Genomic DNA, 24135 nt, shown 5'->3' with positions numbered 1-24135 from the left:
GATTCCCCGATCGGCAGCCGGCCGACTCTTGAAGAACCTAAGCCGTCTCGGTAATTCGGGTCGCACATCAAGAGTCGGGCCGACGCCCGACGCCAACCTGCCGATCCGGGCAAGGTGGCGCTCCGCAAGGAGGATGTGGCCGAGCCGGCAACCAAGCGGATCAAGCCACGCGCGTCGGCCCCGGATGGAGGAGCGACGCACCGTGCCGATCAAGATCCCCGACGATCTCCCCGCCGCCCGCGCCATCGAGGCCGAAGGTGTCGTGGTGATGCGCGAGACCGACGCGGTCCGTCAGGACATCCGGCCGCTGCGGATCGGCCTGCTCAACCTGATGCCCAACAAGATCAGCACCGAGACGCAGGTCGCCCGCCTGCTCGGCGCGAGCCCACTTCAGGTCGAGCTGACCCTGGTCCGGATGACCGACCATGTCGCCCGGAATACTTCGGCCGAGCACATGGCGGCATTCTACCGGCCCTGGAGCGATGTGCGGGAGGAGCGGTTCGACGGGTTCATCGTCACGGGCGCCCCCGTCGAGCGGCTGCCGTTCGAGGCGGTCCGGTACTGGGCCGAACTGTGCCGCGTGTTCGACTGGACGCGCTCGCACGTCCATAGTTGCCTGACGCTCTGCTGGGCGGCGCAGGCGGCGGTCTACCACTTCCACGGCATCCCGAAGCGGACGCTCGCGCACAAGGCGTTCGGCGTGTTCCGCCACCAAAATCGCGCGCCGGCCTCACCCTACCTGCGCGGCTTCTCGGACGAGTTCTGCGTGCCGGTCTCCCGCTGGACGGAGGTGCGCCGGGAGGACATTCCTGGCGGAAGCAGCCTGTCCGTCCTGGCCGACAGCGATGAGACCGGCCTGTGTCTCCTGGCCGATCCGGAGCACCGGTCGCTGCATATGTTCAATCACCTGGAATACGATACGGCCACCCTCGCGGACGAATACCTCCGCGATGCCGGTGCGTCGGTGCCTGCGCATTACTTCCCCGAAGATGATCCGTCGAAGACGCCGCGCAATAGCTGGCGGAGCCACGCGCACCTGCTGTTCGGCAACTGGATCAGCGAGATCTATCGCACCACGCCGTTCGATCCGGCACGGATCGGCGAGGCCGAAAGCCTCACTCCATCACCGCCGCCTTCAGGATCACCACCATGGTAGCCCGGGCCGGGCCTTCGGTGCAGCGGACGAGGTGGGGCCGGTCGCAGCGGTAGCGCAGGGTCTCGCCGGCCCGGGCCCGCTGCACGATCCCGCCGATCTCGACCTCGAACGCGCCCTCGCTGACCGAGAGCGATTCCACCGAGCCGCGCTGGTGCGGGTCCGAGTCGAGGACGCCGCCGGGATCGGCCGTGACCTCGTACCATTGCAGCCACTCGATCGTCTTGATCCAGCCGATGATCGCCAGTCGGACCTTGCCGTCTTCCGAGACCAGGATCGGCGTATCCGCCCGCGAGGTCTTCTCGATGAACGGCTCCTCGTCGCCGGCCGCCAGCACCCGGTCGATCGACACGTCCAGCGCCTGGGACAGCCGCCAGATCGTCGCCAGCGTCGGGTTGGTCTCGTTGCGCTCGATCTGGCTGATGATCGATTTGGCCACGCCCGATTGCTCGGCGAGCTCCGACAGCGAGAGGTTGTAGGCCTTGCGCAGCCGCTGGATCGTCTTGCCGAGCTGGCCGGAGAGCACCTGCGCCCCGGTCAGCAGGTCGCGTCCGCGCGTCCGGTCGGGCCGTTCCGCCTGGTCCTGCATCGTCACCGGTCCACCTAGGCCGTTCCGTTATCCGAACGATCGTGCGCTTCTTCAAACGCAATCGCCGCTCCGGCGCAAGGCGGGTGCCCCCCGGAAGTTAGGGCCAGATCGCGTGAAAGTGGTGGACCGGGCCGTGGCCGGAGCCGATCGCCAGCCGGTCGGCCGCGTCGAGAGCCGCCGTGAGGTACGCTTTGGCCGCCGCCACCGCCTCCGGCAGCGTCAGGCCCCGGGCGAGCCCGGCCGCGATCGCGGAGGAGAGGGTGCAGCCGGTGCCGTGGGTGTTCCGCGTGGCGAGTCGCGGGGCTGCGAAGGTCTGGGCGTGACCCTCGGCGGTGACGAGGTGATCGACGCTCATGGCGCCGGTGCCGTGGCCCCCCTTGATCAGCACGGCCCGGGCGCCGAGCGCCACCAGCCGCCGGGCCTGGGCGGCTGCGCCCGCCTCGTCCTCGGCCACCGCCTCGCCGAGCAAAACCGCCGCCTCCGGCAGGTTGGGGGTGATCAGGTCGGCGCGTGTCAGCAACCTGTCCCGGAGCGCCGCCACGGCATCCTCCGAGATCAGCCGGTCGCCGCTGGTGGCGACCATCACGGGGTCGAGGATTACCGGGATCGTCGCGGCCTGCCGCGCCAGCCCGTCGGCGACAGCCGCGATCACTTCAGTCTTCGACAGCATGCCGATCTTCACGGCGTCGACCGCGAGGTCGGAGAAGACGCTGTCGATCTGCCGGGCCACGAAGTCCGCTGGCACGTCGTGGATGCCCTGGACGCCCCGTGTGTTCTGGGCGGTGAGCGCCGTGATCACGCTGGCGCCGTAGACGCCGAGCGCCGAGAAGGTCTTGAGGTCGGCCTGGATGCCGGCGCCGCCGCCGGAATCCGAGCCCGCGATGGTGACCGCGATCGGGCTGGCGCCGCTCATCGGGCGGCTCCCCGCGCGGTCAGGGCGGCGTCGATGGCCGCGCGCAGCTCCCGGGCGCGCTGCCGCACCGGCTCTGTACCGAACAGGGCGGTGATCACCGCGACGCCGTCCGCTCCCCCGGCGATCACCGGGGCGGCGTTGTGCAGGCCGATCCCCGCGATGGCGCCGATCGGCAGGCCCGCGCCCCGGGCGAGTCGGGCCCGGAAGGCGATGCGCGAAAAGCCGTCGAGGCCGACCGGCGGGTCGGGATTGTCCTTGCTGGTGGTGGCGAACACGCCGCCGATGCAGGCGTAATCGACCGGGAGCCGGTACAGCTCGTCGGCCTGAGCGGCGTTCTTCACGGTCAACCCGATGATCGCCCCCTCCCCCAGGAGGCGGCGTGCCTCGGCCGGGTGGAGGTCGCTCTGGCCGAGATGGACGCCGTCCGCCCCCGCCGCCAGGGCGAGGTCGACCCGGTCGTTGACCAGGACCGGCACCCGCCCGCCGACGGCGGCCTGAATCGCCCGGATCCGCGCGAGCGCCGCCCGGGCATCCGGGATGTCCTTCTCGCGGTACTGGAGCAGGGTGGCGCCCCCCGTCACCGCGTCGGCGGCGAGCCGGGCCAGATGGTCCCCGTCCGCGCCGCAGATTCCGACATCGAGGAGGCCGTAGAGCCGAAGGTCGACGGGCCGGCTGCCGGCCGTCGCGGAGATCGCGCTCGCTGCCATCGTGGTCGCCCCTGCCGGACTTGGCCCCGCGCCGGCCCCGCGCCGGCACATCTCGGGCGGCCCTGTTTGGTCAGCGGCGGCCGGCTTTGCAACCCGTTCGGTCACAGGGCCGCGTTGACGCGGGGCGATCCTGTCCCCCTATAGGGACGGATCCGGTCCAAAAAATCCCGCGCCCGGCGGGAGAGGGTTTCGAGGGGCGATGACGGTCGGCGAGGCGCAGTTGGGTGCACGCGGGGCGCAGGCCCTGCCGGAGCGCTCCTCCGTGGGCCTCGTCGCGGTGATCGTCGCGGCGACCAAGGGGGAGCCGCGCGCCCTGACCATCCGGGTCCCGGACCAGGCGCCGGGCCGCGGCGACGGTCTGCCGGCCGGGCCGCTCGTGCCCGAGCACGCCACCTTGGAGCGCGGCCTGCGCGCCTGGGTGGAGCGGCAAACGCACCAGCGCCTCGGCTATGTCGAGCAGCTCTACACCTTCGGCGACCGCGACCGCTCCGGCGGCGAAGAGGCGCCGGAGGCGCACGCACTGTCGGTGGCCTATCTCGCCCTGGTCCGCGAGGAGCGCCCGGCCGGCCTCGCCGAGGCGGCGTGGCACAACTGGTACCGCTACCTCCCGTACGAGGATTTCCGCAAAGGCCGGCCGCCCCAGCTCGACGCGATCGAGGCGCGGCTCGCGGCCTGGGCGGCCGAGCCCGAGGATTGCGCCATCCGGACCCGCCGCCTCGACCGGCTCGGCCTCACCTTCGGGATGAACGGCGGCACCTGGAACGAGGAGCGCGTGCTGGAGCGCTACGAATTGCTGTTCGAGGCCGGCCTGATCCCGGAGGCCCGCGGCAATGCCGGCCCGGCGGTGCCGAACGACCCCACCGGCGTGCCCATGGCCTTCGACCACCGCCGGGTGCTAGCCACGGCGATCGGCCGGTTGCGCGGCAAGATCAAGTATCGCCCGGTGGTGTTCGAGCTGATGCCGCCAGCCTTCACCCTGCTCCAGCTCCAGCGCACCGTCGAGGCGCTCTCGGGCACGCAGCTGCACAAGCAGAATTTTCGGCGCCTCGTGGCCCAGCAGGGTCTGGTGGAGGAGACCGAAGCCCTCACCAGCGGCACCGCCGGCCGCCCGGCGCGGCTGGTGCGCTTCCGCAGGGAGGTTCTTTTGGAAAGGCCGGCCCCGGGGCTGCGGCTGCCGTCGCGGCGGGTGGGGTAATCCACCGCGCGTCGCTGCATCTGCGTGGACGATCGCGGAAGCGGGAGATTCGGCCTGACGCCGCGTCAAGCGGGCATCAGGCTTTCGAGCTATCGGTTTTGCATAACATAATCAGAAGCAAATTATTGAAACACTACGCGTTTTCCCCTCCCCCATGTGGGGAGGGGCAGGGGTGGGGGTGGTGCAGGATTGAGCGTAACGGTGCCTTCTGAACCACCCCCACCTCCAACTCCTCCCCACAAGGGGGAGGAGAGCCCGTCGCGCTTCACAGAGGACGAGGTGTGAACATCGTAGCGCTCTCCGGTGACGGCCGCGCGCTGCGCCACAGCCACAACGCCGTCAGCACCAGCAGCACGGTCGCGATGGCGCCGGTCCAGTCGAGCGCGTTCCACCCGGCCCAGTGGCCGGGACCGAGGAGGCGCACCAGAACGGGGCCGACGATCTGTCCGGCCGCGAAGGCGGCGGTCATGCGGGCGAGGAGCGGCGTCGGGTTGTCGGGCCGCGCCTCGCGCGCGAGTTGCAGGCCCGCCATGGTGGCGACCATGAACGTGCCGCCGACTAGAACCGCCGAGGCCGCCACCGCCCAGAGGGTTTGGGCGGCCAGGGGCAGGCCGGTGCCGAGCGCCATGATGCCCTGCGCTGCCGCCCAGAGGCGCTGGCGCGGCACGTGCTTCGACCAGCGGGCCACGGCCGCGACCGACAGGGCGGCGGCGAGGCCGAACAGCGGCCAGGTCAGGCCGAACACTTTTGGGTCGGAGGCCAGCTCGCGGGCCATCGCGGGCAGGAACGTCGCCGGCACGATGTAGCCGAACCCAAAGATGCCGTAGCACAGGACCAGGGCCGCCTGCCCGTTCCGGGGTGGCCGGGCGAAGGCGGCGGCTTCGCGCTCCTCGATCTCGGCCGCGGCCGTGCCCTGCCCCCGGGACAGGGACCCAACCAGCAGGGCGCCGAGCCCGGCGACCAGCCCCAGCTCGAGCCACAGCCGGGAAGCCGGTTGGGTTCCGCCGAGCCAGGCCAGCGTGCCGGCGAGCGCGATGCCTAAGCCGACGCCGGTGTAGATCCAGGCGCCGAGCGCGCCGACCCGGCGCCGGGCGAGCTCGGCCAGGCACCAGCCGCTCGCGCAGACCAGGGCCCAGGCACTGAACACGCCGGCCGCGGCCCGCAGCCCGGCCCCGAGACCGGCAGGCGCGTCGTGATCGACCGCCGCCATCGCCATCGTGGTCAGCGCCACGCCGGCCAGGCTCAGGAGCAGCCCAAGCCGCGGATTGCCGGCGAACCACGAGGCCGTCAGGGCGCCGACCAGGTACCCGACATAGTTCGCCGCGGCCCATTCGGCGCCCGCGGCGACGTTCAGCGTGCCGTCGCGCATCATCAGCGGCATCAGGGGCGTGAACGCGAACCGGCCGATGCCCATGGCGACTGCCAGCGCGACGAGGCCGCTGCCGACGACCGGCCAGGGCGTGCGCGCGGAAAGGGGTGGGGCGTGAGGGATCGTGCTCATGGCTACACCCCTTGAACACCCGTTCGGCCTTCTTGGAAAATGAATTTTCGTGACGTACCCTTCATGCCATGAGAACGATAGACCTCGACGACCTCGATATCTTCCGCTGCGTCGTGCGCGAGGGCGGAGTGACGCCGGCGGCGAAGCGGCTGCATCGAGTCCCGTCCAACGTCACGACCCGGATCAAGCAGTTCGAGGCGCGGCTGGGCGTCGCGCTGTTCCGCCGCCAGGGCCGCAGCCTGACCCTCACCGAGGCCGGACGCACCCTCCTGGGCCATGCCGAGACGCTGCTGCGGATGGCTGATCTGGCCGAGCAGGAGATGCGCGGCGGCGTGGTCCGCGGCGTCCTGCGGCTGGGCTCGCTGGAGAGCGCGGCGGGCGCGCGGCTGCCGCCGATCCTGTCGGCCTTCCACGCGCAGTTCCCCGACGTCACGATCGAGCTGCAGACCGGCACCACCCGGGCGATGCTCCGGCAGCTGGAGCGCTTCGAGATCGAGGCGGCCTTCGTCTCCGAGCCGTTCGATGGCGCGAGCCTGTCCTCGGTGCCGGCCTTCGACGAGGAGCTGGTGCTGATCACGGGCCGGACCGCGCCCGGGAACGGCTCACGCCGGCAGACCCTGGTGGCGTTCCCGCACGGCTGCTCGTACCGCCAGCGTCTGATCGAGTGGCTGGCCGAAGAGGGCGCGTCCTACGACCGGGTTCTGGAGATGAGTTCGTACCACGCCATCGTGGCCTGCGTGGCGGCCGGCACCGGCATGGCGATCGTGCCGGCGGAGGTGCTCAACCACGCGGTGCTGAGCACGGCGGTGGAGCGCCATAAGCTGCCGCCGCACCTGCGCCGCAACCGGACGCGCCTGGTCTGGTCGGGGGAGGCCAGCGCGGCCCTGCGGTCCCTCATGGCGCTGCTGCCCGACAGGGCCGAGACCGAGCGCGCAGCCTAGAACAGATGTGCCCCCGCCCCTACCCGTAGGTGTGATCGTCCGCCGGGAACCGCCCGGCCCGCACCTCGTCGGCATAGGCCTTCACGGCGTCCTCGATATGGGCCCGGAGCGAGCCGAACTGGCGCACGAATTTCGGTGTCTTCTCGGAGAGGCCGAGCATGTCCTCCAGCACGAGGATCTGCCCGTCGCAGAAAGCCGAGGCGCCGATGCCGATCGTGGCGGCGGTGACCCGCGGGGACGTCGCGATGGCCCGCGCCACCGGCTCGACGATGCCCTCCAGCACGATCGCGAAGGCGCCAGCCTCGGAGATCGCCCTGGCGTCCTCCAAGAGGCGGCGCTCGTCGTCCGGCGCCCGGCCCTGGACCTTGAACCCGCCCATCGTGTTCACCGCCTGCGGGGTCAGGCCGATATGGCCCATCACCGGCACGCCGCGCTGGACCAGGAAGGCCACCGTCTCGGCGAAATGGGCCCCGCCCTCCATCTTGATCGCCCCGGCCCCGGTCTCCTTGAGCACGCGGGCGGCGTTGAGGAAGGCCTGCTCCCGGCTCGCCTCGTAGGAGCCGAACGGCATGTCCACCACCACCAGCGCCTTGGAGGTGCCGCGGATCACCGCCTGCGCCTGCAGGATCATCATCTCCAGGGTGACCGGGATGGTCGATTCCATCCCGTGCATCACCATGCCGAGCGAATCGCCCACCAGGATGAAGTCGCAATAGGGATCGACGATGCCGGCGGTGTGGGCATGGTAGGCGGTGAGCGCGATGATCTTGCGCCCCTCGGCCTTGCGCTTTCCGATGTCGACGGCTCGGAGCCGGCGGGACTGCACGACCTGCGACATGGTTCAGACCTCTTTCGGCTCATCGGGGTCGACGGATGGCGCCCAAAACACCACGGCTTCCCTCCCCCCTCCGCGGGGGAGGGTGGCCCCTGCGTTAGCAGGGGTCGGGAGAGGGGAGCCCGGTGTCCGGAAGAGGCAGAGCAAGCGTGCGGGCCGGAGCTTCATTCTGCGCCGGCGCTCCCCTCTCCCGACCCGCTTCGCGGGCCACCCTCCCCCGCAGAGGGGGGAGGGAAACGCGCGCGCTCTGCTCAGCCCATACAGGAGACAGAGCACGTCCCATCTCGTTCGGCCCCCTCATACACCGCCCCGCCCCGCGGGTCAGCGCCCCGCCTGGGGTTCGGCCGCCGCCTTCCAGGCCGGGTCCTCGCGCAGGGCCGTGGTCTCGTGCGTCTCCTGCCAGCCCTCGACGCCCTCGGGGAACCAGCGGATGCCGGTATAGCCCTTGCGGACCAGGCGCTTGGCCGCGTTCCAGCTGCCCCAGCACTCCACGTGGCAGAAGACCACCACGGGCTTGGTCCGGTTGCCGCCGGTCAACTCGGCAACCCGGGCATAGAACAGGCTCTCGCGCGCCGGTGCCAGGGGCTCGGCCCCGGCCTCCGGCATCCAGACCGAGCCGGGGATCGAGGGATGCACCGGCAGCCAGAGGCGGCCTTCGGGGAAGTTCGACGGCTTGCGGTCCGGAGCGGCCACATCGATCAGCACCGGCTTGTCCGGCCCGGCCATCAGCGCAGCAAGTTTTTCGGCGTTGATCACCGCGGCGCCTTTCAGCGTCTGCGGGGTGTAGCCCTTAGGCGGGCCGGCATAGAGCCCCTCCGGCTCGGGCACGTTCACGGGCGAATCCGCCGGCGCGGCGGCGAGGCAGCCGACGGCGGCCAAAGCCGCCGCGAGCCGCCCGATCAGGGTCGCGCGCATGGTCAGTTCGTCGGGCTCGGCGGGGTGAAGCTGTGCTGCCAGCTTCCCCCGGCATTGTCGCTCGCCGCCACTTGGAGCGGCTTGCCGTCCGGCTTGAAGGCGAAGTTGATCACCGGGTTCGACGCGATCGAGATGTCGCCGGTCATGGTGAAGACCTTCTGATCACCCGCCGAGACGGTGAGCTTGTCGATGTAGCGGGCCGGCGTGTAGTCGCGGGTGACCTGGTTCATCTGCATCCCGGAAAAGTTCGGGTGGCGGATCATCAGGGTCGCCTCCACGGGCTTGCCGGGCTGGCTCTCGGCGAACTTCATGCGCATGTCGCCCATGCCCTTCATGGCCTCCTCGTCGCTCATGCCCATCGGGGCCGAGCAGCCGCCGGACGCCTTCACGAACTGCTTGGCCTCGTAGAGCTTGCCGTCCTGGGTCTCCACCACGGCGTGCATGTCGGTGTAGTTGTTGACCCGCACCCGCAGTTTCAGCTCAGCCGGATCGGCGGCCGGCCCGAACTCGAACTTGGCCGCGTAGGGGGCCGGGTTATCGTCGATCACCAGCGACACCGCCTTGATCCGGGACGGCTCGGGCATGGTCAGGGTGATCGGCACCAGGGCGGCGTCGAGGGCCCGGGCGGGGGCGTCGATCTTCACCAGGCTGTCGGTGGTCTCGATGGCGCGGTCGCCGAAGATCGACTTGGCGATCTCCTGCCAGCGCGCCGTCCGCTCCTGCTCCGTGTCCGAGGCGCCGGCGGCCAGGGCGGGACCTGCCAGGGCGGTGGTGGCGAGGATGAGGGCGAGCGCTGCCGCATGGGCGGTCTTGAGCGTCATGGCGTTTCTCCCGGTTGGTCTCAATATGGAGGGTCGAAAAACTATTCCCACTCGAGTTCCTGGTAGGCCACGGTGACGTTGCGGCCGTTATAGGTGTCGAACAGGGCCCACTTGTCCCGTTGGTCCCGGGCGACGCTGGCCACGGCCTTCTCGATCGGGACATCCTTGGCGATCGCCGCGCGAGTGCCGTCGCGCAACGCCGTCAGGTAGCCGGAGAGGTCGGCGAGCGCCGGGGCGAGCTCGACCGCCACCGGCCCGTGGCCCGGCACCGCCCGTGTCGCCCCCATGGCCTTCAGCCGCTCGATCTCCTTCAGCCAGCCCCTGAGGCTGCCGTCGAGCGACGGGATCCGGTTCACGAACAGCAGGTCGGCGGGAAACAGCAGGCCGCTGCCGGAATCGCGCATCGACAGGTCGCAGGTGGTGTGGGCCGGCCCGTGTGCCGTGAAGGTCAGACGGCGGTCGCCGAGGTCGATCTCGGCCGTGTCGGCGACGCTCAGCGTCGGGTAGACCACCGGCCCGGTGCGGTCTTCGCCGAGCAACTCGATCAGGCGCTTGCGGTAGAACTCCCCCCGCGCGCCCAGCGCCTCGGCGAGCTTGGCGTGGCCGATGAAGACCGGCTTGTCCGCCACGAAGGCCCCGGCCCCGAACACGTGGTCCGGGTGGACATGGGTCAGCACCACGTGGGTGATCGGCTTCGGGGTACGCTTGGCGATCTCGGCCCGCAGCCACTGGCCGTCCGCGAGGCTGCCGCCGGTCTCGGTGACGAGCACGCCGTCCCGGCCGATGAGGAAGCCGATATTGGCGATGGCGTCGGCATTGTCGGCGGTGGCGTCGGCGATCAGGCCCTGGCGCATGAAGATCCCGGGGCCGACCTCCTCCATCGTGAAGCTCTCGGCGGCGCGTCCCAGGGTTGGCAGGCAGCACAGGCAGAGGCCGGCGAACAGGGCGTGACGCCGCGACAGGGTCCGGCCCGCGACGGCGGATTCGCCTGGATGGACGGCGGATGCCGTCATGCCGGAACCTCCCTGTTTTGGGTCTCTCGCAAAACGCCCCATAGCCGGGCGTTTCCCGCCGACCACGATGGTGCAGCGGGCGATTTGCAAGGGCCTCTGATTGCCTACCATTAAGTAGGTAGATCTTTGGGCGGTCAAGTGGCATGTTCGGGAACGGGCGCTGGGCGGTCACACGTTCGCGCGAGCCGAGAGAGACGATGTCCGAGCGATGCGAGACACCCGCGCCGAGCTGCTGAGTCAGGCCGAGACCCTGGTCCGGGGGCGCGGCTATGCCGGGTTCAGCTACGCCGACCTCGCCGAGGCGGTGGGGATCCGCAAGGCGAGCATCCATCACCATTTCCCCACCAAGGTCGATCTCGGGGCAGCCCTGGTGGCGGCTTACGCCGATCGCTACCACACTGCCCTGGCGGCGATCCGCGCGGACATGCCGGATGGCCCGGGCCGGATCGCTTCCTATGGACAGCTCTATCTCGGCGGCGTCGAGCAGGGGCTCGGCTGCCTGTGCGCGGCGCTCGCCATCGAGGGCGAGGCCCTGCCCGAGCGCCTGCGCGGCGACATCGCGACGTTCTTCGAGGGGCACCTCGCGTGGCTGGAGACGGTCCTGCGCGAGGGCCAAGCCGATGGCAGCGTGCGGTCCGGGCCGGAGCCTGCGGTGCTCGCCCGCTACGTCATCGCCACCCTGGAGGGGGCGCTGCTGATGGAGCGGCTGTTCGCGAGCCCCGCGGCGTTTTCGGGGACGCTGGCCGTGCTGGTCGACGGGCTCAGGCCGCGGACGCGGTGAACCGCGCAAACCCGTCCGCCCGCAGCCGGCAGGCCGGACAGGTGCCGCAGCCATAGCCCCAGGCGTGGCGCGCCCCGCGCTCGCCGAGGTAGCAGGTGTGGCTGTCCTCGACGATCAGCTCGACCAGCGGGCGCCCGCCCAGATCCTCGGCGAGGCCCCAGGTCTGCGCCTTGTCGAGCCACATCAGCGGCGTGTGCAGCACGAACCGGCGCTCCATGCCGAGATTGAGCGCGACCTGCAACGCCTTGATCGTGTCGTCCCGGCAATCCGGATAGCCGGAATAGTCGGTCTCGCACATGCCGCCGACCACGTGGCGGATGCCGCGCCGGTAGGCGAGCGCCGCCGCGAAGGTCAGGAACACGAGGTTGCGGCCGGGCACGAAGGTGTTGGGCAGGCCCGATTCCTCGAACCCGATCTCGGCATCTCGGGTCAGCGCCGTCTCGGAGATCTGTCCGAGGGCATCGAGCGCGATCGTGTGATCCTCGCCGAGGCGAGTCGCCCAGGCCGGTTGGACGAGACCCATGCCGTCGCGCAGGACGGCCCGGCGCTCGAGCTCGACCCGGTGGCGCTGGCCGTAATCGAAGCCCAGCGTCTCGACATGCTGGAACCGGTCGAGCGCCCAGGCGAGGCAGGTGGCCGAATCCTGGCCGCCGGAGAACAGCACCAGCGCCGAGCGGTCGCCGATGATCGCAGCGTCAGTCGCCATCGTACTCGGCCCAGGACATCGGCGTCTCCGCGACCCGCACCCGGGCGAGCCCCGGCAGGTCCGGCCGCAGGCGATGCCAGATCCAGGCCGCGATGTTCTCCGCGGTCGGATTCTCCAGCCCCTCGATCTCGTTGAGGCAATGGTGGTCCAGCCGCTCCAGCAGCGGACCGAAGATCTTCTCGATGTCGTAGAAGTCGATGACCCAGCCGGTATGGGGATCCACCGGCCCGGCGACGGTTAGCTCGACCCGATAGGAATGCCCGTGCATCCGGTGGCAGCGATGCGTCGCGGGTACGTTCGGCAGCCGGTGGGCCGCCTCGAAGGTGAAGGCTTGGGTGATGTTCATCGTTTTTTTCGTAGCGATCCCACCCGCGCCCTCATCCTGAGGTGCCCGGCGATCGGAGATCGACGGGCCTCGAAGGAGCCCTCCAGGGACCGCCGCGAGTCCTGGAGCTCTCCTTCGAGGGCTCCGCTTCGCTGCGCCACCTCAGGATGAGGTGATCTGGGGGGAGGGACACGGGATCGACGGATCCGTTATCGGGTCAGCCCGATATAGCATCGAATCGTGGCTTGCGCGCCTACCCGGCGCTCTTCCCGGAAACCCCCGCCTGCGCGAAGGTCGCCATGCCGGTGTGGCAGGCAAGCGCGCCTTTGAGCAGGCCGATCGCCATGGCGGCGCCCGACCCCTCGCCGAGCCGCATCCCGAGCGCCAGCAGCGGCACCAGGCCGAGCCGTTCCAGAACCTCCGCGTGGACGCCCTCCGCCGAGACGTGGCCGGCCAGGCAATGGTCGAGGGCCGACGGGTCGGCGGCGTGGAGCAGCGCCGCCGCCGCGGTGGCGACGTAGCCGTCGATCACCACCGGGATCCGCTGCAGGCGCGCGGCCAGGATCGCCCCGGCCATGGCAGCGATCTCGCGGCCACCGAGTCGGGCGAGCACCTGGAGCGGGTCGCCGAGATGGCCGGCATGGTGCGCGAGCGCCGCCTCCACGGCCGACACCTTCCGGGCGAGGCCGTCTTGATCGACGCCGGTGCCGCGCCCGACCCAATGGCCGGGCTCGCCGCCGAACAGGGCGGCGTAGAGGGCCGCCGCCACCGTGGTGTTGCCGATGCCCATCTCGCCGATACCGAGGCAATCGGTGCCGGCGGCCACCGCCTCCATGCCGAACGCCATGGTCGCTACGGTGGCGCGCTCGTCCAGCGCCGGGCCCTCGGTGATGTCGCCGGTCGGCATGTCGAGGGCGAGGTCGAACACCTTGAAGCCGAGCCCATAGGCGGCGCAGATCTGGTTGATCGCTGCCCCGCCGGCCGCGAAATTGTCGAGCATCTGCCGATTGACCGCGTCCGGGAAGGCCGAGACGCCCTTGCGCGTCACCCCGTGGCTGCCGGCGAAGACGCAGACCAGCGGCCGGTCGAGGCTCGGCGGTGCCTTGCCCTGCCAGGCCGCCAGCCAGGACACGAGGCTCTCCATCCGCCCGAGCGAGCCCGCCGGCTTGGTCAGGGTCGCGTCCCGGGCGGCCACCGCCTCCTGCGCGTCCCGGTCGGGGCCCGGCATCGCCTTGAGCAGGTTGCGGATATCGTCGAACGGGCCCGGATCAGTCTTGGCGGCGTCGGTCATGGCGGCGATGATTTCCTGTGGGCGCCCGCGAACGGGGAGACGACGGCGTATCGGGACGCCTATAGTGATTCTGCGCCGCCTGACCGTTCGCGATCGGCTCGCCCCGCCGGGGCGCGGTGGCGGGTGGTGGCGAGAGGCCGCGATGGACAGGCAGACCGGCGAGGAAGCCGATTGGCCCGGGCGCGGCGCGCTCTACGACCTCGCCGGGTGCCTGCGGTTCTACTCCCGCCTGCCCGTGCCGCAACTGCCCGGTGAGCCGGACCCGCATCGGGTCCCCGATTTCACCGCCCTGCCCCGGATGCTGCCGCTTGCCGGCCTGATCCTCGCCCTGCCCGCCGCCCTGGCGCTGGCGATGGGCTGGTGGATCGGGCTCGGGCCGTTCCTGGCCGCGACCCTGGCGGTGGCCGTCATGGTCCTGGCCACGGGCGCGCTCCACGAGGACGGGCTGGCCGACGTCGCCGACGGCTTCGGCGGAGGTGCTACCCTGGAGCGGCGCCTGGAGATCATGCGCGACAGCCGGATCGGCGCCTATGGCGGGGCGGCCCTGGTCCTGGCGCTGGCGCTGCGCATCGGCGCGCTGGCGACCCTCCTCGACCGCACCGGCTACACGGCCGCGACCGCGCTGATCCTGGTCGCCGCCCTGTCGCGGCTCGCCGCCCTCGCCCCGATGGTGCTGCTGCCGCCGGCCCGGCCCGGCGGCCTCTCCGCAGCGGTCGGCCGCCCGGACCGGGCAAGCCTGTGGGTCGCCCTTGCCATCGGTCTCGGGGTGGCGCTCGGCGGCGTGATCTTCGGCCTGCCTCTGCCCGGCGTCGCCCTGATGATCCTGTGCGCCGGCCTCGCGGCCCTCGCCCTCACCCGCCTCGCCCGGCACAAGATCGGCGGCCAGACCGGCGACGTGATCGGCGCCTGCCAGCAGCTCGCCGAGATCGCCGGGCTGCTGGCCCTGGTGGCGGCGTCGGCGGATTGAGGCCGGTCCGCGGTTCCGACATGATGGCTTCGGACGGGCGACCTGTCGCAAGCCGTGGAGCCATCGCCATGACGGCCGATTTGCAGCGCGGACCGACGCTCAAGGATCTCATCACCTCGGATCCCGAAATCATGGGCGGCCGACGCGTCTTCCGGGGCACCCGCGTGCCCGTCGAGGTGCTGTTCGAGAACCTGGCCGACGGCCTCTCGGTCGACGAGATCCTGGACGCCTATCAGACCCTCGATCGGGACGACGTGGTCCGGGTTCTCACGCTCGCATCCCGGTCGCTGGCGGGCTCGGAAGCGGCGTGAGGGTGGTCCTGGATGAGGGTGTGCCGAGGCAGCTCGCGGACGCGCTGCGTGCAGACGGCATCGACGCCGACCGCTTCAGGGCGGCCTGGAAGAGCATCAGCAATGGCGCATTGATCCGAGCCGCGGAGGCCGCGGGCTATGCCGTCCTGGTGACCAACGACAAGAATATCGCCGACCAACAGAGCCTCGCCGGACGTGCGCTTGCTGTGGTTGCCTTACCGCTCAATCGGCGCTCCGCCGTGATGGCCCGGGTCGGGGACATCGCCGACACCATCCGCAGGACCGCGCCCGGACAGCACGTCGCGATGACTCTCAATGGTCGGCGCTGCGTAAGGAGCCTCGTGGGCGGTCTGCTGGTCGAAGAGGAATGGCCGAGCGTGCCGCCATTCGCACCATGAGGTCTTGATCGGACCACGATCCCTCGGCCAAGGATCGGCGATGTCGCCCGCGCCCAAGCCCTCCTCTCCCTGCACCAAGGTCTGCGTGCTCGACGCCGCCAGCGGGCTGTGCCTCGGCTGCGGGCGCACCCGCGACGAGATTGCCACCTGGGGCGCGATGCCGGAGGCCGAGCGCCGCGTCGTCATGGCCGGGCTCGGGACCCGGATGCGCGCGGCCGGCTTGATGCCCCTGGAGGAGCCGCTGACGTCATGATCTATCTCGGGCTCGCCGCCATCGCGCTGGTCACGGCCGTGCTGGTCTTGAGTGACGGCAGTGACAGCAGCCTCGGCGGCGTGATCGAGCCCGACCACCTCGCCGCCCTCGCCTCCACGGGCGGCATCCTGGCCCTGGTGGTCGCCGGCTACTGGCGGCAGTTCAGGGCTTCGCTCGGCCCGAACCTGCGCGCGCTCTTCGCCTGGGCGCTGATCGGGCTCGCCCTGGTGATCGGCTACAGTTACCGCGACCGGTTCCAGGGCGTGGGCGCCCGGGTGCTCGGTGATCTCCGGCCCGGCTCGGCCGTGTCCGGCCCCGGCGGCACGGTGATGATCACCCGCCGGGCGGACGGCGATTTCCGGGTCGAGGCCGAGGTCAACGGCCGGGTGCAGCCGTTCCTGTTCGATACCGGGGCGAGCAGCGTCGTGCTGACTGCCGAGAACGCGGCGGCCTTGGGGCTCACCCCGGCGCCGGCCGAGTTCACCGCCCGGGTCTCCACGGCCAACGGCATCGCCTATGCCGCGCCGATCCAGCTCGATTCGCTGCGCATCGGCACCATCACCGAGCGGCGGGTGAACGCCATGGTGGCGCGGCCCGGCTCGCTCGCCGGCAACCTGCTGGGCCAGACCTTCCTGACGCGCCTCTCCTCCTACGAGGTTCGGGGCGACCGGCTGATCCTGAGCCCGCCCTGAGGCGGTGGATCTCAGGCCGCCCGCGCCTCCGGCATCTCGCGCGAGACCGTCGCCACCGCGTCCCGCAGGGTCTGTAGGTTCGCCTCGGGCCGCATCCCGTGGGTCGAGAGGTGGCGCCGGAAGGCGCGCGCGCCCGGCCGGCCGTTGAACAGCCCGAGCATGTGGCGGGTCACGGCGTGCAAGCGCTCGCCGCGGGCCAAGTGTTCGGCGATGTAAGGCTCGAACGCCTCCACGGCCGCGAAGGCGTCGGGCACCGGCGCCGCCATGCCGAACAGGTTCGGATCGACGCCGAGCAGCAGCGCCGGCTCGGTATAGGCGGCCCGCCCGACCATCACGCCGTCGACCTCGGCGAGGCGTTCTTGCGCGGATTCGAGGTCGCGCAGGCCGCCATTGACCGCCACCGGCAGGGCGCCGAGCCGCTGCTTCAGCCGGGCGGCGCGGCCGTAATCGAGGGGCGGCACGTCGCGGTTCTCCTTGGGCGATAGGCCCTGGAGCCAGGCCTTGCGGGCATGGACGATCATGCCATCCACCCCGGCGGCCACGACCGCGTCGGCGAGAGCGTCGAGGGCCACTTCGGGATCCTGGTCGTCGACGCCGATCCGGCATTTCACCGTCACCGGCACGGAGACGGCCGCCTTCATGGCTGCCACGCAATCGCCAACCAGCGCCGGCTCGCGCATCAGGCAGGCGCCGAAGCGACCGTCCTGCACCCGGTCGGACGGGCAGCCGACATTGAGGTTGATCTCGGCATAGCCGAAATCCGCGGCGATCTTCGCCGCCTGCGCCAGTTCGCCCAGGTCCGACCCGCCGAGCTGCACCGCCACCGGGTGCTCCAGATCCGAGAAGCCGAGCAGCCGCTCGCGCGGCCCGTGCAGCACCGCACCGGTGGTGACCATCTCGGTGTAGAGCCGCGCCCGCGCCGACAGGGTGCGGTGGAAGGCGCGGCAATGCCGATCCGTCCAGTCCATCATCGGCGCGACGGAGAACCGCCATCCCGGAAGTGCGCCGCCCATCTCAGCCGCCGTCACGTGTCAGATCCGTGTTGTCCTGCGTCCCGCCCGCGTCGGGTGTGGTCCTGCGGGGCCGGGAGGAGAGGCCGCTGATACCACGGCGCGGCGCTCCTCGAACAGCGCCGCCCGCGGCCCTGTCGCCGACCTCTCGGGAACCGATTGGCGCCGCGCCGGCGCGAAGCGCGACATTCAAGGCTCGGACGATGAATCCGGCCCGGATCCTCAAGATCTCAGTCTCGACACGCAAGAGTTGAACGATTCTAAGGCGGCGCATCTGTCGATGTGTAGACTGAAATGATTTATCGTATTACTTGATCACAGAAGCTCGGATCTGTGTATTTTGCTGCATAAAAAAGATAAATCTACCGAGTTCAGACTTTAGGAATTGGGAAAAGGAATTTCATCAATGACAATCGGCAAAAAGATATTTTTCATTCTGGGCGGAGTTATACTTGCATTCGTGGCGATGTTGGCCGTCGAGTTCCGGTCCGTCGACGGCATTCTGATGGATGGCCGGAAGGCCGTCATCCGCCATCAGGTCGAGGCCGCGCACAGCATCGTGGCGGCCCTGGCCAAGCAGGCCGAGGCCGGGACGATCCCGCTCGATGAGGCGAAGCGGCGGGCTGCCGACACCCTGCGGTCGCTCCGGTTCAACGGCAACGACTACGTCTTCGTCTACAGCACGGAACCGGGCAATCTCGGGCGCAACCTCGTCCACCCCGATCCCAAGGTTGAGGGCTTGAAGAGCCGCAGCGACGAGGAGATCAAAAAGATATTCGTCGGGCAGGCGATCGCCGTCGGGCAGGCAGGGGGCGGCTTCACCGCCTATAATTGGCCGCGGCTGGGCGAGGCCGAGCCCGCGCCCAAGGTGACCTATTCGCTCGCCTTCGCGCCCTGGCAATGGTGCATCAACGCGTCGCTCTACGTCGATGACATCTATGCGCTGAGCCGCCAGCGGCTGATCCAGGCACTGCTCTGGCTGACCCCCTTCTGTCTCGCGATCGCGGCGGCCGGAACCCTGGTCGCCCGCAGCATCACCAAGCCGCTGAGCGCCTTCACGACGGCCCTGCGCCGGCTCGCGGCGGGCGAGCTCGCCATCGCGATCCCGGGGATCGGCCGGCGCGACGAGATCGGCCAGATGGCCGCTGCGGCCGGCGTCTTCCGGGACAGCATGATCCAGGCACAGACCCTGTCCGCCGACCAGCTTGCCGAGCAGGCGAAACGCGAGGAGCGCGCGCACTGGATCGAGGAGACGAGCCGCAGCTTCGACCAGAGCGCCAGCGACCTGCTCCAGAAGGTCGACAAAGCGGCGGCCGGGATGCGGGAGGCCTGTCGGGCGATGTCGGAGACCGCCTCCGCGGCGGCCCGGCAGACCGGTTCGGCGGCGGATGCGGCGCAGCAGGCCTCGGCCAATGTTCAGACCGTAGCCGCCGCCACCGAGGAACTGTCGGCCTCGATCGCGGAGATCGGTGACCAGGTCTCCAGATCAGCGGAGATCGCCATCCAGGCGGTCAAGGAGTCCGAGCGCACCGATCGGCAGATCCAGGGTCTGGCCTCCGTAGCCCAGCGGATCGGCGAGGTCGTGCGGATCATCTCGGCGATCGCCGAGCAGACCAACCTGCTGGCGCTCAACGCCACGATCGAGGCGGCCCGAGCCGGCGAGGCCGGCCGAGGATTCGCGGTGGTGGCCGCTGAGGTGAAGGGTCTGGCCGGCCAGACCGCCAAGGCCACGGAGGAGATCACCGCCCAGATCGGCGCGATCCAGAGCGAGACCGGCGTTGCGGTCGAGGCGGTGCAGTCGATCGGCAAGACCGTGGACACGATGAACGCCATCTCGAGCGCCATCGCGGCCGCCGTGGAGCAGCAGCGCTTCGCCACCGGCGACATCTCCCGCAGCATCGATGAGGCGTCGCGGGGAACCGGGGCGGTGAGCGAGAACGTGGTCTCCGCCTCGACCGCCGCCGACGCGACCCGTCGCGTTGCCGAAGAAGTCGGCAGCGCCGCTGGCGACGTGACCCGCAGCGCCGAAGCCCTGCGGGCCGAGGTGGTGCGCTTCCTGGCCGACATGCGCGCGGCTTGAGCGGCACGCGATGAAGGATCGGGGCTTCGCGCCCCGAACCCCACCAAAGGGCCGCGGGCCCTTTGGAAACCCGGGATCTGCTGGCCCTAGAAGACAGGCATCGCGCCGGCCACGGTGATGAGCGCGCCGGACGTGTAGCTGCTCTCTTCCGAGGCCAGCATCACGTAGGCGGAGGCGAGCTCGGCCGGCTGGCCCGGGCGACCGAACGGCACCTGATCGCCGAAGGATTTGACCGAATCCTGGCTCATCCCGGACGGGATGAACGGGGTCCAGATCGGGCCGGGCAGCACGCCGTTCACCCGGATGCCCTTCTCGGCCAGGAGCTGCGAGAGGCTGAGCACCATGTTGCTCAGCGCGCCCTTGGTGGCGCTGTAGGCCATGAGCGACGGCATCGGGTGCTTGGAATTGACCGACGAGGTGAAAATCACTGAGGCGCCGGGCTTCAGATGGGCCAGAGCCGCCTTGGTCACGTAGAACGGGCCGAACACGTTGGTGCGGAAATGGTCCTCGAAGATGGTGTCTTCGATGGAATCCAAGCCTTTGTTCGGCTGCTGGAACGCGCCGTTGTTGACCAGCACGTCGAGGCGCCCGAACGTCTCGACCGTGCGGGCGACGAGCGAGCGGCCATAGGCCGGGTCCTTGAGGTCGCCCGGCAGCAGCAGCGCGCGGCGGCCCGCCTTCTCGATCCAGCCACTCACCGCCTCGGCGTCCGCCTGCTCCTCGGGCAGGTACGAGATGGCGACGTCGGCGCCCTCGCGGGCATAGGCGATCGCCACCGCGCGGCCGATGCCGCTGTCGCCGCCGGTGATCAGCGCGACTTGGCCGGCGAGCTTGCCGGAGCCCTTGTAGCTGTCCTCGCCGTGGTCGGGCTCGGGTGCCATTCGGCCGGTCTTGCCCGGAAAGCTCTGCGGCTGAGCCTCGAACGGCGGGCGCGGGTATTTGTGCAGCGGATCAGTGGTCATGCGGAGTCTCTCGTTGGGATGTGAGTCCAACGGGGGGGGCGCCGGGGGTGTTCCTGCGCCGTGCCGACGCGCCGGGCCGGCACGACGGACACAGGGCAGCAACAGGCGGCCGCCAGTCTCTGGCCTGAGGGAGGCGTCGCCATGGTCGAGGATCAACCGAAGGATCGGGTCGTGCGCCGCATCGACCGTGCGCTGCTCGGCGCCGCTTTGTTGTCGCTCGCCTTCGGTTTGGCCACGGGCCTATGGGGCCTGATCCAGTGAGCGTCCCGGCCCGCCGCGTGTGTTAGGTCGGACCGCCATGCGCCGGAGCGGCTTCGATCGCACCGCCCTCGTGCTGATCTGCGCGGGCCTCGTGCTTCTCGCGCTGGCGCAGCTGCTGGTGGGCTTCCCGTGAGGCCGCACGGCCCTTCGGCGAGGCCGGGACGGGAAACGATGCTGAACCGCGCCCTCGTGGCCGCTTTGCTGCTCGCGGCAGCCGCGTTCCTGCTCTACCTCGCGAGCCTCGCCCGCGAGGCCCTGTCGCCGAACGAGCCCTACGCGGCCAGCATCGGGCTCACCCTCGACCAGTGCGTGGCGGCCCAGGACGGCCTCGCGGAGACGGAGGCACGCGCCTACTGCCGGCGGCCCGTGCCGAAGCGGCTTTAGAGCGCTCGCCGCCGAAGTTGGATAGCGGTTCGCCGATACGCTGACACACCCACCTCCGGAGCGGCCTAAAGGCCCCACTTCGGTCCGTCGGGACGCAGTTCGATCCGTCGCGGTTCTCCGCAGACCACGATTGATGGACCGCCGCGTTCGTTCCAGCGGAAGAGGCAGATGTGCCAGCCGCCTGGTATCAACCGAGAGCGATCGATGATCCCGTCCGCTCCAGCAGCACGCGCCGCGTCGGCATTCCGCCAGGACGGCGGCTCCTGCCCGGAGGCCAAGGCTTGACGCCACGACACCTTCGATTGGTTGCGATCGATGCCGACGGATCGGCATGCGTCTTCGTCATGCTGGTCGAGGACGTAGGCTTCGCTCATGACGAGAGGGACGACCACGCGCGGGCGCCCCTCTTCGCGGATGTATCCTGAAACGGCGATCGTCGCCCACGCGATGCTCGGGCTCATGTACAGAGCGGCTTGTCCCAGCCGGTGGTAACGGCCGGCACTCTCCGGTGACGGCGGTGACAGGACCTGCTGCACTCTGTCGGCCAGGACCGAACGAAAGAAGCGCCCTTCCACCCGACGCAAGAGGGCTCGGGTGTCGGCGGGGGTGATCTGACGACTCATGCTGTCAGATCACCCGGCTTTGGCGCGGTGGTCATGGCAATGAACGTGAGAGGGTTGGAAGAGCCCCTCCGCCCGTTACCAAGCGTCCGATGCGCTAGCTGCCGAACTTGTAGTTCAGGCCGAAGCGGCCGAGCACGCCCTCGTTCCGGAAGCGGGCGGCGTAGGCGCCGACGCCCGGGCCGACCGCCACGAGCGGGACGGTGCGACGGCCGAGATCGTAGTAGAGCGCCTCGCCCTTCACGGTCACTGCATTGGAATGGAAGACGTTGAACACGGAGTCGGTGGGCAGCGCGAACTCGATGCCGCCGCCGACGGCATAGCCGGTCTCGACGCGCGCACTGCTTCCATAGAAGTTCGGCTGACCGTTCGCCGTCTGGAAGACGCCGCGGTAGGTCTCGCTCGCATAGGCGAAGCCGCCGGTCCCGTACACGAGGGTGCGGTCGAAGGCATAGCCGACGCGCCCGCGCACGGTCCCAAGGAAGTTGCCCAGCTGCCGGAAGGTGCTGATCCCGCCGAGGCGCCCGGTGGCGCTGCGGGTGCGGCTCAGGTCGGTGTAGGCCAGATCGGTCTCGGCGCCGACCACGAAGCCCGAGCCGGGCGTGAACTGATAATTGTAGCCGAGCTGGCCACCGCCGGTGAATCCGTCCCGCGGCAGGGCCTGCGCAGCCGGACGATTGCCGACCAGGACCCCGTCGTTGAACGGGAACACGCCGGCCGTCGTCACGCTGTCCTTGGTCGTGGTGATGTAACCAGCATTGATGCCGAAGTACGGTCCGGCCCAGGTGAAGACCGGCACGGGCGGCGGCGGGGGCGTATACGCCCGACGGGGCAGATCCGCTGCGGACGCGGCGGCCGTCAGCGCCGTAAAGGCTGTCAGGGAAGCAACGATCTTACGCATGGAATGGCGGCCCAAGAAATGAATTCCTGGCTTTCGTATCGAAAGCTTGGCCTAAAGTCTGTGATGTAGATGCAACACTTAACAGCATGAGCAAGATAGCGAATTGTTCGAGCGCCTCTTGCAATTGTGTGGCGCAAATATTTCAGAAATGGAAATGAAAAAGAAAGCTGTATTTTTATGCTCCGGTATTGGTGGCGATCCGGAATTGCATTGCGGCTGTTCTTCGGCGGGACGATTTGGCGGCGGCCGGCATTGGGCGAGGGCAGCGCCGGGTGGATTGCGCCACCCGATGATCATCCCGCGTCGTCATCGCGCGCAGTGGAGCGACCCGGAGTCACGCCGGGCTCTGGGAGCCTAAAGCCCGAGGTTGCGTCGCTGCACGTGCCATGACGGCGGCGGGAGCTTCGCCCGGAAGCCCTTGAGGCCGTGGTAGCCGCTCGAGCGGCTTCTTAATGGTCGTGGTTGCAGCCGGGGCCGTGGACATGCCCGTGATGCGCATGGTCATGGCTCTTGGCGTGATCATGCGCTTCGGCACGGTCGTGATCGTGATGGCCGTGATCATGGCCATGGTCGTGCCCGTGATCATGATGGGCGTGGCCGTGGTCATGCCCGTGATGATCCTGGCCGTGATGCTCATGGCCGTGATCATGCCCGCAGGTGCTGTGGTCGTGCGCGGCGCGCTCGGGGCGGAAGGGGCGCGAGACCGGGCTCGCGGTGCAGCCCTGCCCGCGGATCAGCTCGGCATTGGCCGGGGAGGCCGGGACGTAGAGCACGTCGGCGGCGATCTCGGCGGGGACGTGGTTGCCGCCGAGCTGCCACGCCAGCCGGGTCAGTCGGGCCGGGTTCTCGGCGCGCACTTCCAGAAGATCCTCCGAGGCGGCCCGCACCGCGACGAGGCGGCCGTCCTCCAGGCGCAGGGCGTCGCCGTCCTCCAGCGCCGCCGCCTTGGTGAGCGCCACCTCGAACCCGAGGCCGCCCTCCGCCACCAGGGACCCGGAGGCCGCCGCCCGGGCGGCGTGATCGAGGCTCACCGTGTCGGCGACGCGGTCGGGACGAACCGCGGCCCGGCGGACGATCGTGGTGGCTCTCGACATGGGACCCTCGGGGATGACGCCGCGGCGCCCCGGCCGAAGCGCCGCCTCTCTACGGTGGCATAGGGCGAGACGGGAAGTGGGCGCAACTCCGGCCGCGCGTGGAACCTTAGCCGTAGGGCAGGCATTCCTTTCCTGCTAAGCTCGCGGCGATCCGCGACGATCACGGCCGACGACCGGACCGGATGCACAAGGGAGATCAGGGGACCATGAAGAAGCTGACCGCAGCCGCCCTCGCCACCATCGCCGCCCTGTCGCTGGGCGCCTGCAACACCCCGGAGGACCGGGCTCTGGGCGGTGCCGGCCTCGGCGCGCTCACCGGCGCGGCCATCGGCGCCGCCGCCACGGGCCGCGCGGGCGGTGCCCTGGCGGGTGCCGCGATCGGCGGCGCCGGTGGTGCGATCGTGGGCGCCTCGACCGCGCCGCGCTGCCCCTACGGCACCTACCGCGATGCCTACGGCAACATCTACTGTCGCTAAGACGCCAGAGCGGGGGGCGGGCGCGTTCCGGCCCTTCCGC

Annotated in this window: 29 protein-coding genes and 1 riboswitch; of the genes, 13 read left to right on the top strand and 16 right to left on the bottom strand. The window is 70.1% G+C overall.

The window, feature by feature from the left end; genetic code table 11:
* The first annotated feature begins 59 nt into the window (after positions 1-59).
* A riboswitch (SAM-I-IV-variant riboswitch) is annotated at positions 60-165 on the top strand.
* Positions 166-202: 37 nt separating this feature from the next.
* Positions 203-1156 (top strand): homoserine O-succinyltransferase, encoded by a 954-nt coding sequence (locus BM228_RS07195; protein ID WP_092038718.1) that lies wholly within the window; start codon positions 203-205, stop codon positions 1154-1156.
* On the opposite strand, the gene BM228_RS07190 is transcribed toward BM228_RS07195, so the two are convergent.
* The 3 genes from BM228_RS07190 to thiE all read right to left on the bottom strand — a co-directional run bounded on the left by BM228_RS07190 (position 1116) and on the right by thiE (position 3362).
* Positions 1116-1742: a helix-turn-helix domain-containing protein gene (locus BM228_RS07190; protein WP_092038530.1), complete on the bottom strand. Its 627-nt coding sequence runs from the start codon at positions 1740-1742 to the stop codon at positions 1116-1118. The genes BM228_RS07195 and BM228_RS07190 overlap by 41 nt on opposite strands.
* A gap of 97 nt (positions 1743-1839) precedes the next feature.
* Positions 1840-2655 (bottom strand): bifunctional hydroxymethylpyrimidine kinase/phosphomethylpyrimidine kinase, encoded by an 816-nt coding sequence (gene thiD, locus BM228_RS07185; RefSeq protein WP_092038528.1) that lies wholly within the window; start codon positions 2653-2655, stop codon positions 1840-1842.
* Positions 2652-3362, bottom strand: coding sequence for a thiamine phosphate synthase (gene thiE, locus BM228_RS07180; protein ID WP_092038527.1), 711 nt, complete (start codon positions 3360-3362; stop codon positions 2652-2654). Before thiE ends, thiD begins: the two co-directional genes overlap by 4 nt.
* A 199-nt stretch (positions 3363-3561) precedes the next feature.
* On the opposite strand from thiE, the gene BM228_RS07175 reads away from it, so the two are divergent.
* Positions 3562-4557, top strand: coding sequence for an NUDIX hydrolase (locus tag BM228_RS07175; RefSeq protein WP_092038525.1), 996 nt, complete (start codon positions 3562-3564; stop codon positions 4555-4557).
* Positions 4558-4822: 265 nt separating this feature from the next.
* Here the strand turns inward: BM228_RS07175 and BM228_RS07170 are convergent, their stop codons facing one another.
* Positions 4823-6058, bottom strand: coding sequence for a YbfB/YjiJ family MFS transporter (locus BM228_RS07170; RefSeq protein ID WP_208611997.1), 1236 nt, complete (start codon positions 6056-6058; stop codon positions 4823-4825).
* Positions 6059-6126: 68 nt separating this feature from the next.
* Here BM228_RS07170 and BM228_RS07165 point away from each other — a divergent pair, with 68 nt between their 5' ends.
* Entirely contained in the window at positions 6127-6999 is an 873-nt protein-coding gene (locus BM228_RS07165) for a LysR family transcriptional regulator (protein WP_092038524.1), read from the top strand.
* 19 nt (positions 7000-7018) lie between these two features.
* Here BM228_RS07165 and panB read toward each other — a convergent pair whose 3' ends face one another.
* The 4 genes from panB to BM228_RS07145 form a co-directional block, all read right to left on the bottom strand.
* Positions 7019-7837 (bottom strand): 3-methyl-2-oxobutanoate hydroxymethyltransferase, encoded by an 819-nt coding sequence (panB, locus tag BM228_RS07160; RefSeq protein ID WP_092038522.1) that lies wholly within the window; start codon positions 7835-7837, stop codon positions 7019-7021.
* A 318-nt stretch (positions 7838-8155) separates the two neighbouring features.
* On the bottom strand, positions 8156-8749 hold the full coding sequence (locus BM228_RS07155; protein ID WP_092038520.1) for a rhodanese-like domain-containing protein: 594 nt from the start codon (positions 8747-8749) through the stop codon (positions 8156-8158).
* A 2-nt stretch (positions 8750-8751) separates the two neighbouring features.
* Positions 8752-9570: a quinoprotein dehydrogenase-associated SoxYZ-like carrier gene (locus BM228_RS07150; protein WP_092038519.1), complete on the bottom strand. Its 819-nt coding sequence runs from the start codon at positions 9568-9570 to the stop codon at positions 8752-8754.
* Positions 9571-9611: 41 nt separating this feature from the next.
* On the bottom strand, positions 9612-10583 hold the full coding sequence (locus BM228_RS07145; RefSeq protein WP_092038517.1) for a quinoprotein relay system zinc metallohydrolase 2: 972 nt from the start codon (positions 10581-10583) through the stop codon (positions 9612-9614).
* A gap of 208 nt (positions 10584-10791) precedes the next feature.
* Here BM228_RS07145 and BM228_RS07140 point away from each other — a divergent pair, with 208 nt between their 5' ends.
* Positions 10792-11364 carry a TetR/AcrR family transcriptional regulator gene (locus tag BM228_RS07140; protein ID WP_092038515.1) on the top strand — a complete coding sequence of 191 codons (573 nt, stop codon included), beginning with the start codon at positions 10792-10794 and terminating at the stop codon, positions 11362-11364.
* Here BM228_RS07140 and queC read toward each other — a convergent pair.
* From queC to cobT, 3 genes are all read right to left on the bottom strand, one after another.
* Positions 11345-12070 carry a 7-cyano-7-deazaguanine synthase QueC gene (gene queC / locus BM228_RS07135; RefSeq protein WP_092038513.1) on the bottom strand — a complete coding sequence of 242 codons (726 nt, stop codon included), beginning with the start codon at positions 12068-12070 and terminating at the stop codon, positions 11345-11347. The genes BM228_RS07140 and queC overlap by 20 nt on opposite strands.
* Complete coding sequence (gene queD, locus BM228_RS07130; RefSeq protein WP_092038511.1) at positions 12060-12416, bottom strand: 6-carboxytetrahydropterin synthase QueD; 357 nt, start codon at positions 12414-12416, stop codon at positions 12060-12062. Before queD ends, queC begins: the two co-directional genes overlap by 11 nt.
* Before the next feature lie 232 nt (positions 12417-12648).
* A complete protein-coding gene (gene cobT, locus BM228_RS07125; RefSeq protein ID WP_092038509.1) occupies positions 12649-13686 on the bottom strand; it encodes a nicotinate-nucleotide--dimethylbenzimidazole phosphoribosyltransferase in 1038 nt (345 codons plus the stop codon).
* A gap of 142 nt (positions 13687-13828) precedes the next feature.
* Between cobT and cobS the strand changes: the two genes are divergently transcribed.
* The 5 genes from cobS to BM228_RS07100 all read left to right on the top strand — a co-directional run bounded on the left by cobS (position 13829) and on the right by BM228_RS07100 (position 16307).
* Entirely contained in the window at positions 13829-14653 is an 825-nt protein-coding gene (gene cobS / locus BM228_RS07120) for an adenosylcobinamide-GDP ribazoletransferase (protein ID WP_092038507.1), read from the top strand.
* A gap of 68 nt (positions 14654-14721) precedes the next feature.
* Positions 14722-14964 (top strand): DUF433 domain-containing protein, encoded by a 243-nt coding sequence (locus tag BM228_RS07115; RefSeq protein WP_092038505.1) that lies wholly within the window; start codon positions 14722-14724, stop codon positions 14962-14964.
* A complete protein-coding gene (locus BM228_RS07110) occupies positions 14961-15362 on the top strand; it encodes a DUF5615 family PIN-like protein (protein ID WP_092038503.1) in 402 nt (133 codons plus the stop codon). Before BM228_RS07115 ends, BM228_RS07110 begins: the two co-directional genes overlap by 4 nt.
* A 40-nt stretch (positions 15363-15402) precedes the next feature.
* A complete protein-coding gene (locus tag BM228_RS07105) occupies positions 15403-15615 on the top strand; it encodes a DUF1289 domain-containing protein (RefSeq protein WP_092038501.1) in 213 nt (70 codons plus the stop codon).
* The gene (locus BM228_RS07100; protein ID WP_092038499.1) at positions 15612-16307 is read left to right on the top strand and encodes a retropepsin-like aspartic protease family protein; all 696 of its coding nucleotides are present in this window, start codon (positions 15612-15614) and stop codon (positions 16305-16307) included. The genes BM228_RS07105 and BM228_RS07100 overlap by 4 nt, the downstream gene beginning before the upstream one ends.
* An 11-nt stretch (positions 16308-16318) precedes the next feature.
* Here the strand turns inward: BM228_RS07100 and dusA are convergent, their stop codons facing one another.
* A complete protein-coding gene (gene dusA, locus BM228_RS07095) occupies positions 16319-17320 on the bottom strand; it encodes a tRNA dihydrouridine(20/20a) synthase DusA (RefSeq protein ID WP_092038497.1) in 1002 nt (333 codons plus the stop codon).
* A 463-nt stretch (positions 17321-17783) separates the two neighbouring features.
* On the opposite strand from dusA, the gene BM228_RS07085 reads away from it, so the two are divergent.
* Entirely contained in the window at positions 17784-19397 is a 1614-nt protein-coding gene (locus tag BM228_RS07085; protein WP_244537059.1) for a methyl-accepting chemotaxis protein, read from the top strand.
* A gap of 86 nt (positions 19398-19483) precedes the next feature.
* Here BM228_RS07085 and BM228_RS07080 read toward each other — a convergent pair whose 3' ends face one another.
* Complete coding sequence (locus BM228_RS07080) at positions 19484-20359, bottom strand: SDR family oxidoreductase (RefSeq protein ID WP_092038493.1); 876 nt, start codon at positions 20357-20359, stop codon at positions 19484-19486.
* 432 nt (positions 20360-20791) lie between these two features.
* On the opposite strand from BM228_RS07080, the gene BM228_RS07075 reads away from it, so the two are divergent.
* On the top strand, positions 20792-21004 hold the full coding sequence (locus BM228_RS07075) for a hypothetical protein (RefSeq protein ID WP_092038492.1): 213 nt from the start codon (positions 20792-20794) through the stop codon (positions 21002-21004).
* Between the two features lie 65 nt (positions 21005-21069).
* Here the strand turns inward: BM228_RS07075 and BM228_RS07070 are convergent, their stop codons facing one another.
* Both BM228_RS07070 and BM228_RS07065 read right to left on the bottom strand, forming a co-directional pair.
* On the bottom strand, positions 21070-21627 hold the full coding sequence (locus BM228_RS07070) for an RES domain-containing protein (RefSeq protein WP_092038490.1): 558 nt from the start codon (positions 21625-21627) through the stop codon (positions 21070-21072).
* Between the two features lie 94 nt (positions 21628-21721).
* Positions 21722-22525, bottom strand: a complete 804-nt coding sequence (locus BM228_RS07065; RefSeq protein WP_092038488.1) for an outer membrane protein — start codon at positions 22523-22525, stop codon at positions 21722-21724.
* Positions 22526-22628: 103 nt separating this feature from the next.
* Here BM228_RS07065 and BM228_RS33645 point away from each other — a divergent pair, with 103 nt between their 5' ends.
* A complete protein-coding gene (locus tag BM228_RS33645; RefSeq protein ID WP_139234057.1) occupies positions 22629-22883 on the top strand; it encodes a hypothetical protein in 255 nt (84 codons plus the stop codon).
* A 91-nt stretch (positions 22884-22974) separates the two neighbouring features.
* Here the strand turns inward: BM228_RS33645 and BM228_RS07060 are convergent, their stop codons facing one another.
* Positions 22975-23619, bottom strand: a complete 645-nt coding sequence (locus BM228_RS07060; protein WP_092038486.1) for an urease accessory protein UreE — start codon at positions 23617-23619, stop codon at positions 22975-22977.
* A 206-nt stretch (positions 23620-23825) separates the two neighbouring features.
* Between BM228_RS07060 and BM228_RS07055 the strand changes: the two genes are divergently transcribed.
* The gene (locus BM228_RS07055) at positions 23826-24095 is read left to right on the top strand and encodes a hypothetical protein (protein ID WP_007560631.1); all 270 of its coding nucleotides are present in this window, start codon (positions 23826-23828) and stop codon (positions 24093-24095) included.
* The last annotated feature ends 40 nt before the right edge of the window (positions 24096-24135 follow it).

This window comes from Methylobacterium pseudosasicola, assembly GCF_900114535.1.
GTDB classification, from domain to species: Bacteria; Pseudomonadota; Alphaproteobacteria; order Rhizobiales; family Beijerinckiaceae; genus Methylobacterium; species Methylobacterium pseudosasicola.
This window is presented reverse-complemented; position numbering and strand designations above follow the sequence as displayed.

What these genes read in the sequence shown, in the direction of transcription:
- BM228_RS07190 (WP_092038530.1), bottom strand. Translation starts at nt 1,742, where the DNA reads ATGCAGGACCAGGCGGAACGGCCCGACCGGACGCGCGGACGCGACCTG.
- thiD (WP_092038528.1), bottom strand. Translation starts at nt 2,655, where the DNA reads ATGAGCGGCGCCAGCCCGATCGCGGTCACCATCGCGGGCTCGGATTCC.
- thiE (WP_092038527.1), bottom strand. Translation starts at nt 3,362, where the DNA reads ATGGCAGCGAGCGCGATCTCCGCGACGGCCGGCAGCCGGCCCGTCGAC.
- BM228_RS07175 (WP_092038525.1), top strand. Translation starts at nt 3,562, where the DNA reads ATGACGGTCGGCGAGGCGCAGTTGGGTGCACGCGGGGCGCAGGCCCTG.
- BM228_RS07170 (WP_208611997.1), bottom strand. Translation starts at nt 6,058, where the DNA reads ATGAGCACGATCCCTCACGCCCCACCCCTTTCCGCGCGCACGCCCTGG.
- BM228_RS07165 (WP_092038524.1), top strand. Translation starts at nt 6,127, where the DNA reads ATGAGAACGATAGACCTCGACGACCTCGATATCTTCCGCTGCGTCGTG.
- panB (WP_092038522.1), bottom strand. Translation starts at nt 7,837, where the DNA reads ATGTCGCAGGTCGTGCAGTCCCGCCGGCTCCGAGCCGTCGACATCGGA.
- BM228_RS07155 (WP_092038520.1), bottom strand. Translation starts at nt 8,749, where the DNA reads ATGCGCGCGACCCTGATCGGGCGGCTCGCGGCGGCTTTGGCCGCCGTC.
- BM228_RS07150 (WP_092038519.1), bottom strand. Translation starts at nt 9,570, where the DNA reads ATGACGCTCAAGACCGCCCATGCGGCAGCGCTCGCCCTCATCCTCGCC.
- BM228_RS07145 (WP_092038517.1), bottom strand. Translation starts at nt 10,583, where the DNA reads ATGACGGCATCCGCCGTCCATCCAGGCGAATCCGCCGTCGCGGGCCGG.
- BM228_RS07140 (WP_092038515.1), top strand. Translation starts at nt 10,792, where the DNA reads ATGCGAGACACCCGCGCCGAGCTGCTGAGTCAGGCCGAGACCCTGGTC.
- queC (WP_092038513.1), bottom strand. Translation starts at nt 12,070, where the DNA reads ATGGCGACTGACGCTGCGATCATCGGCGACCGCTCGGCGCTGGTGCTG.
- queD (WP_092038511.1), bottom strand. Translation starts at nt 12,416, where the DNA reads ATGAACATCACCCAAGCCTTCACCTTCGAGGCGGCCCACCGGCTGCCG.
- cobT (WP_092038509.1), bottom strand. Translation starts at nt 13,686, where the DNA reads ATGACCGACGCCGCCAAGACTGATCCGGGCCCGTTCGACGATATCCGC.
- cobS (WP_092038507.1), top strand. Translation starts at nt 13,829, where the DNA reads ATGGACAGGCAGACCGGCGAGGAAGCCGATTGGCCCGGGCGCGGCGCG.
- BM228_RS07115 (WP_092038505.1), top strand. Translation starts at nt 14,722, where the DNA reads ATGACGGCCGATTTGCAGCGCGGACCGACGCTCAAGGATCTCATCACC.
- BM228_RS07105 (WP_092038501.1), top strand. Translation starts at nt 15,403, where the DNA reads ATGTCGCCCGCGCCCAAGCCCTCCTCTCCCTGCACCAAGGTCTGCGTG.
- BM228_RS07100 (WP_092038499.1), top strand. Translation starts at nt 15,612, where the DNA reads ATGATCTATCTCGGGCTCGCCGCCATCGCGCTGGTCACGGCCGTGCTG.
- dusA (WP_092038497.1), bottom strand. Translation starts at nt 17,320, where the DNA reads ATGGGCGGCGCACTTCCGGGATGGCGGTTCTCCGTCGCGCCGATGATG.
- BM228_RS07085 (WP_244537059.1), top strand. Translation starts at nt 17,784, where the DNA reads ATGTTGGCCGTCGAGTTCCGGTCCGTCGACGGCATTCTGATGGATGGC.
- BM228_RS07080 (WP_092038493.1), bottom strand. Translation starts at nt 20,359, where the DNA reads ATGACCACTGATCCGCTGCACAAATACCCGCGCCCGCCGTTCGAGGCT.
- BM228_RS07075 (WP_092038492.1), top strand. Translation starts at nt 20,792, where the DNA reads ATGCTGAACCGCGCCCTCGTGGCCGCTTTGCTGCTCGCGGCAGCCGCG.
- BM228_RS07070 (WP_092038490.1), bottom strand. Translation starts at nt 21,627, where the DNA reads ATGAGTCGTCAGATCACCCCCGCCGACACCCGAGCCCTCTTGCGTCGG.
- BM228_RS07065 (WP_092038488.1), bottom strand. Translation starts at nt 22,525, where the DNA reads ATGCGTAAGATCGTTGCTTCCCTGACAGCCTTTACGGCGCTGACGGCC.
- BM228_RS07060 (WP_092038486.1), bottom strand. Translation starts at nt 23,619, where the DNA reads ATGTCGAGAGCCACCACGATCGTCCGCCGGGCCGCGGTTCGTCCCGAC.
- BM228_RS07055 (WP_007560631.1), top strand. Translation starts at nt 23,826, where the DNA reads ATGAAGAAGCTGACCGCAGCCGCCCTCGCCACCATCGCCGCCCTGTCG.